At 28.3% G+C, this 15,014-nt stretch carries 13 protein-coding genes and 1 other annotated feature; of the genes, 5 read left to right on the top strand and 8 right to left on the bottom strand.

Going from position 1 to position 15,014, the window contains the following annotated elements:
- Positions 1-15: 15 nt before the first annotated feature.
- The 4 genes from prdA to pdaB form a co-directional block, all read right to left on the bottom strand.
- Complete coding sequence (gene prdA, locus BUA19_RS02565) at positions 16-1,869, bottom strand: D-proline reductase (dithiol) proprotein PrdA (RefSeq protein WP_072723320.1); 1,854 nt, start codon at positions 1,867-1,869, stop codon at positions 16-18.
- 16 nt (positions 1,870-1,885) lie between these two features.
- Positions 1,886-3,169, bottom strand: coding sequence for a proline reductase-associated electron transfer protein PrdC (prdC, locus tag BUA19_RS02570; RefSeq protein ID WP_178137433.1), 1,284 nt, complete (start codon positions 3,167-3,169; stop codon positions 1,886-1,888).
- 278 nt (positions 3,170-3,447) lie between these two features.
- The gene (gene prdR, locus BUA19_RS02575) at positions 3,448-5,199 is read right to left on the bottom strand and encodes a sigma-54 dependent transcriptional regulator PrdR (RefSeq protein WP_278280443.1); all 1,752 of its coding nucleotides are present in this window, start codon (positions 5,197-5,199) and stop codon (positions 3,448-3,450) included.
- Between the two features lie 41 nt (positions 5,200-5,240).
- Positions 5,241-6,005, bottom strand: coding sequence for a polysaccharide deacetylase family sporulation protein PdaB (pdaB, locus tag BUA19_RS02580; RefSeq protein ID WP_072723323.1), 765 nt, complete (start codon positions 6,003-6,005; stop codon positions 5,241-5,243).
- A 115-nt stretch (positions 6,006-6,120) separates the two neighbouring features.
- Here pdaB and BUA19_RS11655 point away from each other — a divergent pair, with 115 nt between their 5' ends.
- The 3 genes from BUA19_RS11655 to BUA19_RS02590 all read left to right on the top strand — a co-directional run bounded on the left by BUA19_RS11655 (position 6,121) and on the right by BUA19_RS02590 (position 7,278).
- Complete coding sequence (locus tag BUA19_RS11655) at positions 6,121-6,294, top strand: hypothetical protein (RefSeq protein ID WP_178137434.1); 174 nt, start codon at positions 6,121-6,123, stop codon at positions 6,292-6,294.
- 122 nt (positions 6,295-6,416) lie between these two features.
- Positions 6,417-6,620: an alpha/beta-type small acid-soluble spore protein gene (locus tag BUA19_RS02585; protein WP_072723324.1), complete on the top strand. Its 204-nt coding sequence runs from the start codon at positions 6,417-6,419 to the stop codon at positions 6,618-6,620.
- A 127-nt stretch (positions 6,621-6,747) separates the two neighbouring features.
- Positions 6,748-7,278, top strand: coding sequence for a DUF4364 family protein (locus tag BUA19_RS02590; RefSeq protein ID WP_072723325.1), 531 nt, complete (start codon positions 6,748-6,750; stop codon positions 7,276-7,278).
- Position 7,279: 1 nt separating this feature from the next.
- Here the strand turns inward: BUA19_RS02590 and BUA19_RS02595 are convergent, their stop codons facing one another.
- Positions 7,280-8,149: a YncE family protein gene (locus BUA19_RS02595; RefSeq protein ID WP_072723486.1), complete on the bottom strand. Its 870-nt coding sequence runs from the start codon at positions 8,147-8,149 to the stop codon at positions 7,280-7,282.
- A 160-nt stretch (positions 8,150-8,309) separates the two neighbouring features.
- On the opposite strand from BUA19_RS02595, the gene BUA19_RS02600 reads away from it, so the two are divergent.
- Positions 8,310-8,573 carry a TIGR03905 family TSCPD domain-containing protein gene (locus BUA19_RS02600; protein ID WP_072723326.1) on the top strand — a complete coding sequence of 88 codons (264 nt, stop codon included), beginning with the start codon at positions 8,310-8,312 and terminating at the stop codon, positions 8,571-8,573.
- Positions 8,574-8,591: 18 nt separating this feature from the next.
- Here the strand turns inward: BUA19_RS02600 and BUA19_RS02605 are convergent, their stop codons facing one another.
- Complete coding sequence (locus tag BUA19_RS02605) at positions 8,592-9,884, bottom strand: bifunctional folylpolyglutamate synthase/dihydrofolate synthase (RefSeq protein WP_072723327.1); 1,293 nt, start codon at positions 9,882-9,884, stop codon at positions 8,592-8,594.
- Positions 9,885-9,972: 88 nt separating this feature from the next.
- Positions 9,973-12,639 (bottom strand): valine--tRNA ligase, encoded by a 2,667-nt coding sequence (locus tag BUA19_RS02610; RefSeq protein WP_143145352.1) that lies wholly within the window; start codon positions 12,637-12,639, stop codon positions 9,973-9,975.
- Between the two features lie 51 nt (positions 12,640-12,690).
- Positions 12,691-12,901, bottom strand: a binding site (T-box leader).
- 138 nt (positions 12,902-13,039) lie between these two features.
- Here BUA19_RS02610 and BUA19_RS02615 point away from each other — a divergent pair.
- Positions 13,040-13,930, top strand: a complete 891-nt coding sequence (locus BUA19_RS02615; RefSeq protein ID WP_072723329.1) for a LysM peptidoglycan-binding domain-containing protein — start codon at positions 13,040-13,042, stop codon at positions 13,928-13,930.
- A 56-nt stretch (positions 13,931-13,986) separates the two neighbouring features.
- Here the strand turns inward: BUA19_RS02615 and BUA19_RS02620 are convergent, their stop codons facing one another.
- Positions 13,987-14,877: an FUSC family protein gene (locus BUA19_RS02620; RefSeq protein WP_084601905.1), complete on the bottom strand. Its 891-nt coding sequence runs from the start codon at positions 14,875-14,877 to the stop codon at positions 13,987-13,989.
- Positions 14,878-15,014 lie beyond the last annotated feature (137 nt).

Raw genomic sequence — 15,014 nt, forward strand, 5'->3', positions numbered from 1 at the left:
ACCTAACTATTTAATTTATTCTTTTTCATAAATTTCTCTTCTCTTTCTACTTTTTTCTAATACTTGTTCATTTTCAACAAGTTCTATTTTATTTCCAGTTTCTTTTTCAATTAATTCAATATTATTCAACTTAACATTGTTATTCCATTTTCTTTCTGGAGCTTTGACTTCTTCTCCAGCCATGACAGTTTTAAGCATAGCTAATGCTCTTATAGCATCTTCTTTACACAACGTATTGTTAGAAAGTATTTCATTTTCTATACCTTGCTTAGATTTATTATTATCTATCATGTATTTCATATATTCATTACCAACAACCAAAGCACCTTGAACAGCTGCAAATGTCATACCTACTACCGCAACACCTCTACTACCTATTTGTTCATGATGAGATGCAAAATCTATATGATTATTTCCAAATCCTTCTGTAGTTATTATAGCTCCATCTACACCCATGGCTTCTATCATCATACCAAGTCTTTTAGATACATAAAATTTTTCAGCATTAACTTGAGGAGAACCTACAAATACAACACCTACTAAATCTATCTCTTCATCATTCATAGCTTCTATTACAAGAGGCTCTCTCCAATAATGTCTTGAAGTTTCTTTAGACGCAGGTCCTATACAAGTTAATGCGTGAATACCTCCATCTAACACTTCAAGTGGAGAAAGAACAACTGGAACATTTCCAAGATCAACGTTAGGTTTTGCACCTAATGTTCCAACAGGTTCAACTGGTAAAATTAAATTATCATGCATTGCACCTTGACCCATTATTTCTTTAACTATAACAACTTTCTTTTTACCATTTCTTCTGTACTGAACTAATTCTTCAGTTTCAACAACCAAAGACTCATCAGCTTTTTTAAGAGCTTCTCTTATTTCTTGAGTTATAACATCTGTAGCCATATGTGCTGCAAGCGGTCCTGGTCTTTCCATATTAGTACCAGCCTTTATCACTACTTCTGTTTTAATAAAGATATCTCCTTTATCTGGAGCACCTGGTCTTCCCCACATTATATTCTTATCAAGATCACCTTCAGAAGAACCAAATTCACCTATCTGCACTCCATATTCATCAGTTCCTGTTACCATGACAATAACACCATCTAATACTCTAGTAATACCTTCCCCTAGTTCACCCTCTTCTTTAGTAGCAATAGGTTGAATATCCATTATTGTCTCACTGTAACTGTTATATTTGTCTGGAGTTATTATATCTAACTTCATATCCACAACTAATTCTTCAGATGCTATTGCTTCTGGACAAATATCCTTTCTTATATATAAAGTAGTACCTTCTATTTTAGTTTCATCAGCAAACTCTACTTTTTCTATCTTAAAATGTTTTTTAACTAATTTTCTAACAACTTTAGCTTCTTCAATTTCTTTTTTAGTTTCTTCTTTAACCTCAGCTACAGGTTCTGAAGTTGCTTGTGAAACTACTCCCATTGAAGTTGCTACATTTAAAGGAATTTCTAAATTTATATCTTTTCCTTCTCCAATGTGAATTTTTATACTTGATCCACTCACAGATGGTGCCGTATAAGATACACTAGCTACCTTTTCCTCTTTATTTTCTTCAACCACTTCTTTTTTAACTTCCTCTACTTTATTTACCCCTTCTAATAAATCTGCAGTAAGCGGAGTCAAAGCATCTACTGTTTGGGTCAATTTTGCACCTAAAACTTCTTCTATACTTAAACAATTCTCAGGTATTTCAAGCAAACCTGAATCCTCTAAATCTGGAAATATCGCTGGATCTTCTAAATTTGACGCTTCAATTACAGTACCAGCTTCAAATCTACAACAACAAACCGCTGGGTCTTTTGCATGAGTTTTAGCTGTTTCTGGAGTAATTGACATAGTAAATCGCCTCCCTTTATTTTTTCCTTCTATATAATCTATGTCCTGCACCTCTTAAAACATGATCTGTACTATGATAAACTGGAACTCCTAACCTAGGAGCTACATTCATAACTGTATTAGTTCAGTCCTCACACGTTCCAACCAATACAACTTCTGCTCCTTGCTTTTTAAGATAAAGTACTTTTTCCGCTTGCCCCGGACACACTCCAGGTAAATTACATCTATATCTTCCATTAACTTCTGTCATTCTTTTACATTTTGTCTCTGCTATAACCTCAGCACCCATTCCCTTTGCAATTTCTTTCAATCTTTCTTCTTGAGCTCCACATTCACATGCTATTATACCTACTTTTCTACTTTCATTTAGGAACGGCATAGACACCAATATTCCACCTAATGTCTTATTAACAGATGAACTTTCTTCTCCATGCCTTCCTGTAAAAGGTCCTCCTAACACTATTTCTCCATATGGCTTTTCATATCCTCCACATTGTTCTATATAGTGTTTAATTGGCATTCCTATTGGAACATCAAAGAATACTTTACCTTCTTTAGCATATTTAACTCTTCCACCAATAGTAATATCCTTAGTTATTACAGGTTTTCTTTTTTCTATTGCCAAAACAATATTTTTAATAGTTTCTACATTAGAAACAACAGTATTTGCTTCAAGTGGCAACTGTCCAGGTTTTAGTTCTACTCCCAAAAGTTCTCTTATAATAACCCTTTCATCTCCAGCCGGATACATATCTGGCAAAAACTTAATTTCTATATTTTCTTCATTTTTGCATACCTTACCAAGCGCCATAATAGCTTTCTTGTATTTTGGCTTTACAGCTATATACCCTTTTGAAGCATTAGTTATTTCAATAATATATTTCAATCCCTTTACAACTATTTCTGGATTTTCTTCCATTAATGCAACATTATGAGAAAGAATTGGCTCACATTCTGCTGCATTTGCAATAACATATCCACCTTTTAAGTCAACATTCAATTTAACATGAGTAGGAAAACCAGCACCACCAGAACCGACTATTCCAGCTTCTCTTATAGCTTCTAAGTAACTGTTTGTTTCTTTTATTTTTACATACTCATCTGGTTGTTTTTCAAAAGCTTCTATAACTATTTCTTTTTCATTTACATCTATTACTTTACCATAAACACTTGAATGTACATTTGCACCAAGTCCTTGTGGTTTAGCAATTAATTCTCCTTTTTTAACATCTTGCCCTATATCCACTATAGGTTTACAAGGATTACCAACATGTTGTTTTAAATCAATACATACTTTCACATTCTCACCTCCTATCCTTTTATTATTCTCACCACTTTATTTAAGCAATACTCATGCCAACTTTATATGAAATTTTAAAATTAAATATATTTATTTATAACAATTGATTCAAGTACTATAAAAAAAAATTATATATATTTTTTTACTTATTTAATTTTATGTAAATGTCAAATTTTTGACATAATTTTGTTCTATGTATATATTTTTTTGCACAATTGCTAATTATATCCCCAAAAAAATATAGTGTCAAATTTTCAACATACGTCAGCTAACCGACACTATATTTTATAAATATCCATTTTATAATACAAAGTGCTTCTTGGAATATTTAAAATTTTTGCAGCTTTTGCTTTATTTCCTCCCGAAATTTCCAAAGCTTTTTTGATAATTTCCACTTCTACTTTTGATACAGCTTCATTTAAATCCATAGGATATTCATCTTTTTTTACCCTTTTTCTAACTTTCTCCAAAATGTAATTAGGTATTATATCTTTTGTTATAATATTTTCTTTACATAAAACAATCAAATGCTCTATTGTATTTTTAAGCTCTCTTATATTGCCCTTCCATTCATAATTTTGAAGTATATCAATTACTTCACTCTCTATTTGAGGTATTTGTTTTCCATTTTGGTCACATAACTCTCTTAAAAAATAATTTATTAAAATCACTATATCTCCTTGTCTTTCTCTCAATGGCGGTAAACTGAGTTCTACTACATTTAGCCTGTAGTATAAATCATCTCTAAATTGTTCTTTTTCTATCATTTCTACTAAATTTTTATTTGTAGCAGATATTACTCTTACATTTATATTTATTGTCTTCTCTCCTCCTACTCTTCTAATTTCTTTTTCCTGCAAAACTCTTAATAATTTCGCCTGCATATGCATAGGAAGATCTGCTATTTCATCCAAAAATACAGTTCCATTATGTGCAAGTTCAAAAATTCCTATTTTTCCTTTTTTACTCGCCCCAGTAAAAGCTCCTGCTTCATAACCAAAAAATTCACTTTCAAACAATTCACTTGGTATAGCACTGCAATTAACAGGAACAAATAAACCTTCTCTTTGACTGTACTCATGTATAGCTCTTGCAAAAACTTCTTTTCCCGTTCCACTTTCCCCGAGAATTAATATGCTAGCATTAGTTTTTGCAACTTGTCTTGCTATTTCTATTGTTTTTATAAGTTTTTCACTTCTACCAATTATGTTCCCAAAATTACTACTTGAAAATTTTTTAAATTCACTTTCTAAAAATTTCAAAGTACTATTTGCTTTTTCAAGCTGATAAGACAATTTCTTTACTTGTGTAATATCTCTATCTGTCGATACAGCTCCAACAAATTCTCCATCTATAAAAATAGGATGTGCACTTACTACTACATCAGTATCTTTTCTAGGAGGAGAATGATACACATCACTTATAGCTTTTTTATTTTCTAACACTTTCAAAAGAATTGCCTTAGGAAAAAAATCCTTTAACTTTTTTCCTATTATGTCGCTACCTTTTACTCTATATAACTTTTCAGAATTTTTATTCCAAATTACAACGTATCCTTCTTTATCAACAACACATACAGCTTCATGTATATTATTTATTATGTGATTTAATTTCATCCCAAGTTCTTCCATTTTCATATAAAAATAATCTCTTATCTGTTCTTCTCTTATAACTCCTATTAACATTTCATTTTCCACAACCGGAAGTCTAGCTATCTTATTTTTAATCATTATATTTCTACATTCAAGTAAATTGATATTTTTAGTAACAGTTATTATTTTTTTTGTCATAAAATTTTTTATCGGAAGATACTCGTTTAATTTTTTTATTTTTATTCTAGATATATCTGTCAATGAAAGCAATCCTTTTATTTTTTTATTTTTATCTATAACAAATATATCAGTTAAATTATTTTTTAACATTTCCTCTAAACACAATTTAAACTTTTCTTCTTCATATACCATAATAAAATTTTTAGACATCACATCTTTTACTAATACCGTTTTTGGGATTAAAAACAAAATAATCACCTCATATTTTATTATATAATTAATGCTGTATATTTACAAAATCAATCTACTCTCTTTTGTTTTCCTGAAGAATCTATAATATAATCTTTTTTGTATATAAGCTCAGACACTGGAACTATTTTATATCCTTGAGACTGTAATTTTTCTAAAATCAAAGGTAAATACTCAGTTACATATTTTGCATTATTGTGAAACAACACTATGGATCCATTTTTTGTGTTTTTTATCACTCTATCAACAACGTGTTCAACACCTATTTCTTTCCAATCCAGAGAATCTACATCCCACTGTATAGTATAGTAACCTAATTCACGAGCAGTTTCTATGAGTGTATTATTGTAATCTCCAAATGGCGGTCTAAAAACCTTTGGTTTTTCATTTGTAATTTTTTCTATATTTTTAGAAGTAATTTCAAGTTCTTTAATAATTTGATTTTTGCTTAAAAGACTCATTTTCGGATGAGTTGTAGAATGATTTCCTATTTCATGTCCTCTATTATGTATCTCTTTTACCAAATCCGGATATTTATCTACCCAAAATCCCACTAAAAAAAAAGTCGTTTTAACATTGTATTTATCTAATATATCCAATATTTGTTTAGTATAAGTTTGTCCCCAAGCAGCATCAAAGCTTATAGCAATTTTCTTCTCATCTGTATCAACACAGTAAATAGGTAATTTTTTTTCTTCAATTTGTGCCATGGTATCTTTTATAACATATAGAGAACATAATAATATAATTAAAGCTATTACAAATATAATTAAACTTAAAATTATCTTTTTAAAAGAAATTATCAATATTTTCACACCAAACCCTCCCAAAATATAATTTTCATTAATATAATTTATTTTTATATCCTTCAAAAAATTACTAGAAGATTTAATTTTGAAATGGGAAAATTATTTTTAGGAGGTGTTTTTTGTGTCTGATATAAGAAGTGAATACACTAATTTAAAAGGAAAAAGAATTGAATCTGGACGAATTACAAATAAAGTCGAACCTAGACATTATTTAAGAGAAGCCCATTCGATTCAAGAAGGAATTCGAAAAGATAAAAAAATAAAAATGCATAAAAAATACGGTTCAGATGCGTAAACTTTAATTTATACCAAATATTTCTAACATATATTTATCAAAATTGGATAAATTAATAATACAACATCAAACAAGATGTTGTACACAAACTCAATAATTTGACATTATAAGGAGGAATTGACATGGCAGGAAGAAATAAAAAAGTAGTTCCCGAAGCAAAAGCTGCTTTAAATCAAATGAAACTTGAAACAGCTAATGAACTTGGTTTATCAAATTACGAAAATATTGACAAAGGAAATTTAACAGCTAGACAAAACGGATATGTTGGTGGATATATGACTAAAAAATTAGTTGAAATGGCTGAAAAGCAAATATCTAAAAAATAAACACAGAGTTAAAAAGGCTACCTTTTTAAGGTGGCCTTTTAATTTTTTATTTTTATTTTTATACTTTTATTTTCGGGGTAAATAGTTTAATATATACATAGGAATATTTTGCGGAGGATGATGTATTATGTTTCAAAACACATCTGAAGAGTTAGCAGTTAATAAATTATTATTGCTGTATATATTGAATAAAATAGAAATAGATTTAACTAATTCTCAGATTACTCAAGTAGTTATGGAAAATGACTTAATGAATTACTTTTCACTTCAACAGTTTCTATCAGAACTTATGCAATCTAATTTTTTAACAACTTATAAAGAAGATGGAAAAGAATACTATTCACTTACTAAAAAAAGTATACAAGCCCTTGAATATTTTATGTCTCGGATACCTTCTGACATAAAAGAAAAAATAGATGTTTATATATTTAAAAATAAAGAAAAAGTATTAAAAGAAACTCAAATAAAAGCAAATTTTTCTAAAATATCAGAAAATGAATTTATAGTAAATCTCAAAGTAATAGAAAACCAGACACCTCTTATACATATAGATTTAAACGTAGCTTCTAATAAACAAGCAAAACTTATTTGCGAAAATTGGAAAAAAAATGCTCCTAATATATATGGAGAAATAATACAACTCCTTATTAAAAAATAGCCTATCTACAGATTATTGTAGTAGGCTCTTTATCAACTTTTATATCTTTTATTAAACTATAATCTTCAATGTTAAATGCTTTTATAGTATCGTTTTTTATATCAGATACAAACAATATTTTTTTATCACAAGATATATTTATCCCAAGAGGCTTACCTAATATTTCTATTTCTTTTTTAATTTTATATTCTTCAGAATCCAATATCAATACACTTTGTCTACAAAAATCTGTTATATAAACTTCATTTTTCAAATCATTTAGTATTATCTCTATAGGCAATTTAAAGCAATCTAACACATTAATTATCTTAAAAGTAAATCTATCCAATATTATTATACGTCCATTTTTAGTGGTTACATAAATTATATTTTTTATTTCATCAACTTTTAAATGCCATGGCGTAAAATTTAATTCTACTTTTTCAATGATATTCTTAGATATCACATCTATTACAATCAAATAATTAGAACATGGAACATACAATTTATGTTGATTTTTATCTAAAACAATTCCGTGAGGCATATTATCAACACAAACAACACCTATAGGATTAACTTTTTTCACATCAACTATATATATACTATTAGAATCTTCATTAGCTATATAAAGTTCTTCATCATTGTAAAGCACAACTTGACTCAAATTTCCACCTATAGATATACTATCTATTACTGTTTTATCTTCTATACTGACTATATATAAAACTCCATTTACACTACTAGGTATATATATAATTTTCTCATTTTTATCTATACAAAAATGATGAGGATATACATTTTCATCTAAATATATTCTATCCTCTTCTAAAAGAAACTTTCCATTTATAATAGATATACTTTTTGACAAAAAATTAGAAACATAAACTCTCACCCCCATATCCCTCCTTTCTTTATTTTCAAACATCCAAATTTTTATATAATAAATAATATATTACTTTTTCCATTATTTTGATACATTTTTGTTGACTTTTTCATATATATATAATATATACTATAGTAGGGTATAGTTATAAAAATAAGGAGGTTGCACCATGTATGTATATAAAACTTCAGGAGTATGTTCTAAAGAAATAAGATTTGAAATTGAAGACGATATAATTAAATCTGTAGAATTTGTAGGTGGATGTCCTGGTAACTTACTTGGAATTAAAACACTTGTAGAAGGGAAAAAAGTAGATGATGTACTAAAAAAATTCAAAGGAATACCTTGTGGCAACAGATCAACTTCTTGTCCAGATCAATTTTCAAAAGCATTAGAATTATATAAATCAAAAAAATCAAAACAAAGTGCATAATAAAAGGGCGATTAAATATCACCCTTTTATTATACTTCTCACAGCTCCTATCATATATAAAGATCCTGCACATATTATAACTTCATCTTCATTAGATTCATCGACAACTAATTTTACAGCTTCATTTATATCATCTATAGAAATACACTCTTTACCCATACTAAATATCTTTTCCTTTAATTGTTGAGCAGTTAAAGCTCTATCACTATTAGGAGTTGTAACATATACTTTCCTACATTTAGGTATTAATACATCAAGTACTGAATCGACATCTTTATCTTTAAGCATACCAATTAACAATGTTACTTTTTTATTATTTAAATATTTATCTATACAGTTTGCAAGAGATATCGCTCCATCCTTATTATGAGCACCATCTATAATAAAAAGAGGTTTTTCCATCAAAATTTCAATTCTGCCAGGCCATTTGGTTTCTTTTAATCCATTATATATATTTTTTTTATCTATTTTAAAATCATACTTATTTTTTAATATACTTATAACATTCAAAGCAACTACAGCATTATTTACTTGATGGTCTCCTATTAATTTTATTTCCAAACCATCGTATTTTTCATTGTTTAAATTAAAATTAAATATTTGCCCATATATATCACATTTAACAATTTCTTTATCTTTTATATTTGCAATAGTTAAACTAGCATTTTTATTTTTAACTAAATCCCTTATAACATCCTCAGCTTCTTTTTCTTGAGGATAAATAACGACATCACAATTTTCCTTTATTATTCCTCCCTTTTCATAAGCTATTTTAGATATTGTATCCCCTAAATAATCTGTATGATCCATACTTATAGGGGTAATAACACAAACCAAAGGTTTTTTTACTACATTTGTAGCATCAAACCTTCCACCCATTCCTACTTCTAAAACTAAAAAATCTACATTTTGTTCTTTATAATAGTAAAATGCAATAGCAGTTACTATTTCAAATTCAGTTGGATGATTATACCCCATATTTATCATATAATCTACTTTTTCTTTAACTATTTGAGTTACTCTTGCAAGCTCTTTTTCTTTTATATTTTCTCCATTTATCCTTATTCTCTCTGTAAAAGTTTCAAGATAAGGAGAAGTATAGAGCCCAACTTTATACCCTTGATTAACCAAAATAGAACTTATAAAAGAACACGTTGATCCTTTTCCATTAGTTCCAGCAACATGTATAACATTTAAATGTTCTTGAGGATTTCCAAGAAGCTCTAAGAGCTTAGTTATATTATCTAATCCCAATTTTCTTCCAAATTTATAAGTACCATGTATATATTCTAAAGCCTCATTATAATTCATATCAATCTCCCCATTCCCTAAATTTATTCTTAAATTTAAGTAAATATAAGCGTGAATTTTATTTTTTAAATTCACGCTTAATACAATACTACTTTAACTTAGCTTTTAAATTATCAAGTCTTTCAAGCACCGATTTCATCATTTCCTCATATTTTTCTTTTTTAGCTTTTTCTTCTTCCACCAAACGAGCTGGAGCTTTACTTAAAAATCCTTCATTTGATAATTTTCCATTCACTCTTTTTAATTCACCTTCAAGTTTTATCCTTTCCTTTTCAAGCCTTTCTATTTCTTTTTCAAAATCCACAAGTTCATCAAGAGGTATATAAATTTGCGCTCCATCTATCACAGCAGACATAGCATCTTCAGGAACTCCATCTTTATCTTTTAATATTTCAACATTAGATGCTGATGCCAATGTCTTAAAATAATCTTTACCTTCCTCAATAACACTTAATTTTTCTTCAGTTGGAATAATAATTACTCTGGCTTTTTTTGAAGGAATAACATTCATTTCCGCTCTTATATTTCTAACATTTCTTATTCCTTCCATTATTAAATTCATTTTTTCTTCTTCTTCTTTCATATTGTCTTCTTCTTTGTATTTTGGCCAAGAAGATAATACGATGCTTCCATTTACAGTCGGAAGATATGTATATATTTCCTCTGTAATAAAAGGCATATATGGATGAAGTAATTTTAATATATTTTCAAGAACATAAGTTAAAGTATACAAAGCTGCTTTTTTACTTTCTAAATCTTCTCCATAAAGTCTAGGTTTTACCATCTCTATATACCAATCACAATATTCTGACCAAGTAAAATCATATACCTTTTGAATAGCCATGCCAAGTTCAAATTTTTCCATATTTTCAGTTGTCTCTTTTACAACATTATTAAGTCTTGATATTATCCATTTATCAGCAAGAGTCAATTTACTATCTACATTTTCTCTGCTTAATTCACTTACTAATTCTTCACTTAAATTCATAAATACAAATCTAGATGCATTCCAAAGCTTATTTGCAAAATTTCTAGCAGATTCTACTCTTTCCATGTAAAATCTCATATCATTTCCAGGAGTATTTCCTGTAGCTAATGTAAATCTCAATGCATCTGCCCCATAATTTTCTATTATTTCAAGAGGATCTATTCCATTACCTAAAGATTTACTCATTTTTCTCCCTTGAGAATCTCTAACTAATCCATGAATTAAAACATATTTAAATGGAATTTCATTCATACAATAAAGTCCTGAAAATACCATTCTAATAACCCAGAAAAATATGATATCATATCCTGTAACCAATACATCTGTTGGGTAAAAATACTCAAGTTCTTTTGTTTTATTTGGCCAACCAAGAGTAGAAAAAGGCCATAACGCTGAAGAAAACCACGTATCAAGTACATCTTCATCTTGTTTTAAATTAGTACTGCTACATTTAGGACAATTAATAGGTCTTTCTTTAGATACAATAGTTTCTTCACAATCTTGACAGTAAAAAGCAGGTATTCTATGACCCCACCATAATTGTCTTGAAATACACCAATCTTTTATATTTTCAAGCCAATGGAAATATATTTTATTAAATCTCTCCGGTACAAGTTTTATTTTACCACTTTTTACAGCATCTATGGCAGGTTTAGCTAATTCTTCCATTTTAACAAACCACTGTTTAGATACCATAGGTTCAATTACTGTATTACATCTATAACAATGTCCTACATTATGAGTATGATCTTTTATTTTAACTAGGTATCCTTCTTCATCTAAATCTTTAATAAGCTGTTTTCTACACTCATATCTATCCATTCCTTCATACTTTCCTGCTTTTTCATTCATAGTTCCATCTTCATTCATCACAACTATTTGTTCAAGATTATGTCTTAATCCAACTTCAAAATCATTAGGGTCATGAGCTGGAGTTATCTTAACTGCTCCTGTACCAAATTCCATCTCAACATATTCATCAGCGATTATCGGAATTTCTCTTCCAACTAATGGTAATATCAAAGTTTTACCTACTAAATGCTTATATCTTTCATCTTCTGGATTAACTGCAACAGCAGTATCTCCTAATATTGTTTCTGGTCTTGTCGTAGCAATTTCTATAAATTCCTCACTATCTTTTACAGGATATTTTACATGATAAAAATGTCCATCATGCTCTTCATGTTCAACTTCTGCATCAGATAAAGAAGTTTTACAATCAGGACACCAGTTTATAATTCTATTACCTCTATATATAAGTCCTTCATTATATAATTTTATAAAAAATTCTGTAACAGCTTCATTACATCCTTCGTCCATAGTAAATCTTTCTCTATCCCAATCACAAGAATCTCCTAATTTTTTCATTTGTTCAACTATTCTTCTTCCATACTCATTTCTCCATTCCCAAGCTCTCTTTAAAAATTCTTCTCTTCCTAATTCATATTTACTTTTTCCTTCTTCTTTTCTTATTTTTTCAACAACTTTAACTTCTGTTGCTATACTTGCATGATCTGTTCCAGGTTGCCAAAGAGTAGCATATCCATCCATTCTCTTCCATCTTATTAATATATCTTGAAGAGTATGATCAAGAGCATGTCCCATATGTAACTGTCCTGTTATATTAGGCGGAGGAAGCATTATAGTAAAAGGTTTCTTATTTTCATCAATTTCCCCTTTAAAATAACCATTTTCTAACCATTTATTATATAATCTCTCTTCAAATTCTTTCGGATTGTAAGTTTTTGGTAAGTTCTTTATTTCCATTTTGTAACCTCCTCATTTATAATTATATCCATATAAAAAAGCTTTTCATCCATTAAGGACGAAAAGCTCGCGGTACCACCTTAGTTCCAGAAAAAATCTGACACTCATTTTTTTAACGGCATATACCGTCTAAGCTTACTCCAATTTCAGCTTAGAAGCTCCAAAGCTACATTCCATAAACTCAAACCTAGAAAGTCTTTCAGCCATGGACTTTCCTCTCTAAAGGCGATATTTATGTACTCCTCTTTTTCATCGCTTTTTTTATATTAAAATTTACTTATTGTAAATTATATAATATTTTTCATTTTTGTCAACAATATTATTTTATTTTCTAATAAGTTAGTTGCAACACTTTTTTAATTAATTATGAATAATATGATTAAAGAAAGGAGTGAAAAAAATGCTTTATCACGTTAAACGAGGTGATACTTTACAAAAAATTGCTGCAAAATTTAATACAACACCACAAGCAATAATGGAAGCCAATGTAATATGTAATCCAAATTTTATTTCAGCTAATACACCTCTTATTATACCTGAACCCAACATAAAACTACCTAAATCCCAAGGTCAAGTACCTTATTATATTATGCAATATGGCGATACTTATTCATGTCTCTCTAAACAATTTAATATATCTATCAATTCTCTTATTTATATGAATAAATTTAATCCAAACTTTATACCTACTGGTTCTGAAATACTAGTTGGAGAATATCTTTCAAATCCTTTAGAACTTAAAGAAAAATGGGAAACAATGGGCAATACTAAATGTAATAAACTATCTGAAGAAGAAGTTTACGATATATATTATAATGGATCTTTCATATGGCAAGCTCTAGGAAATCAATCTATTCCATATTTACTAAATTTATTAGAAAACACTTGTGATATAGTTCGTTTTTATTCAATAGTAAGTCTTGGAAGAATTGCTCGAAATAGTCAAAATGTAATAAATGCTCTCACAAATATGACTAATGATAAAAGCGAACTTATTTCAAATACAGCTGAATTTGCTCTAAATAGAATATACTTAGTTAATAAATACAGCAAAAGAATCCATATTACACTTACTGAAAATAGAATTTACGATAATCCAAATTTAAAATCAAATTTCTTTCCTATTCCCACCGGAAGCCAAGTTATGTCATTAAACTGGGCTATTCCAAGTCCAACTGGAGAAGTGAATATGGCAGGAGATGTAATTTTATATGATAGAGTTCGTTTCTTTGCTATCAATCGAGATGGCTATATTCCTAGACTTGGATTAAATCAAATCAATGTCATATAATAAACAAAGGCTCTAATATTAATTAGATAAAATTAGTATTAGAGCCTTTCATTTTATCAACTAATCATTTCAATATATCTTTTTTTTTCACATTTATATTCAATACTATTTAATATTTCTATATAATTTATTATTTTATCCAAATTATAATTAAATACCACATCTACATCACTATCTACATCTTTTATTTTTTTATTAAAACTCCCATATAAATCTACAAGTCTATTATAATTTTCCCTATTCAAATTACAATTTCCTTCCAAAGCCTCTATAATTTGCAAGTAAAAATATACCTTTTTGCATATATTTATAACTTCATTTACATTATCAATTTTTATCTTTTCATCTTTTTTAAATCTAAACTCTTTTAAATCTCTTTCTAAGTTTGATACTTTATTATAAAATTCTTTCAAGTCAACATCTATATCATCAATAATTTTATATTTAACTATACTTATTAAATTTTTTACTGTTTCATCACATTCTTTTAAAATTCTTTCCAAACTATTTAATGGAGCTATAAAATAATTTACTAAAACAGCCACAGTAATTCCTAATAATGTATCAAATACTCTATTTAATGCATAAAAAACTGGATCTCTTCCATCTAAATTAGTCATAATTACACAAAATACAATTCCCGCTATAGTTACTGATTTATTCCATCTGAGCAAATTACATATATATATAATTACTATAATTCCAATTCCAGAAAGCACAGTACTTGTAGGATTAATAGCATAAAACACAAGTCCCACTATAGCTCCTAAAATAGTTCCTAACATCCTATTTCTACCTACTTTAAAAGACTCTATTACTGAATTTTGCATAGATATAATAGCCGCTATTGCTGCATAAAAAGGATATTCCATATCTAAAAATTTAGATACTGCTATAGATAATGAAACAGCTATAGCTGTTTTTATATTCCTCATTCCTACCCTCAAAAAAATGCCCTCCTTTTTATTTTTATCCCTTATATATTATCATAATCTAAAAAAACAACAATATAAAAATTTATTGTAACCATTATAATCTTATTGAATATATTATAAATACATACAAAATTGCACTTCCAAGGAGG

Origin of the sequence: Tepidibacter thalassicus DSM 15285, assembly GCF_900129915.1 — a bacterium.
In the GTDB taxonomy this organism is placed as follows: domain Bacteria; phylum Bacillota; class Clostridia; order Peptostreptococcales; family Peptostreptococcaceae; genus Tepidibacter; species Tepidibacter thalassicus.

Coding starts and splice junctions, on each gene's coding strand:
- prdA (WP_072723320.1), bottom strand. CDS start 1,869: ATGTCAATTACTCCAGAAACAGCTAAAACTCATGCAAAAGACCCAGCG.
- BUA19_RS02585 (WP_072723324.1), top strand. CDS start 6,417: ATGGCAGGAAGAAATAAAAAAGTAGTTCCCGAAGCAAAAGCTGCTTTA.
- BUA19_RS02590 (WP_072723325.1), top strand. CDS start 6,748: ATGTTTCAAAACACATCTGAAGAGTTAGCAGTTAATAAATTATTATTG.
- BUA19_RS02600 (WP_072723326.1), top strand. CDS start 8,310: ATGTATGTATATAAAACTTCAGGAGTATGTTCTAAAGAAATAAGATTT.
- BUA19_RS02605 (WP_072723327.1), bottom strand. CDS start 9,884: ATGAATTATAATGAGGCTTTAGAATATATACATGGTACTTATAAATTT.
- BUA19_RS02610 (WP_143145352.1), bottom strand. CDS start 12,639: ATGGAAATAAAGAACTTACCAAAAACTTACAATCCGAAAGAATTTGAA.
- BUA19_RS02615 (WP_072723329.1), top strand. CDS start 13,040: ATGCTTTATCACGTTAAACGAGGTGATACTTTACAAAAAATTGCTGCA.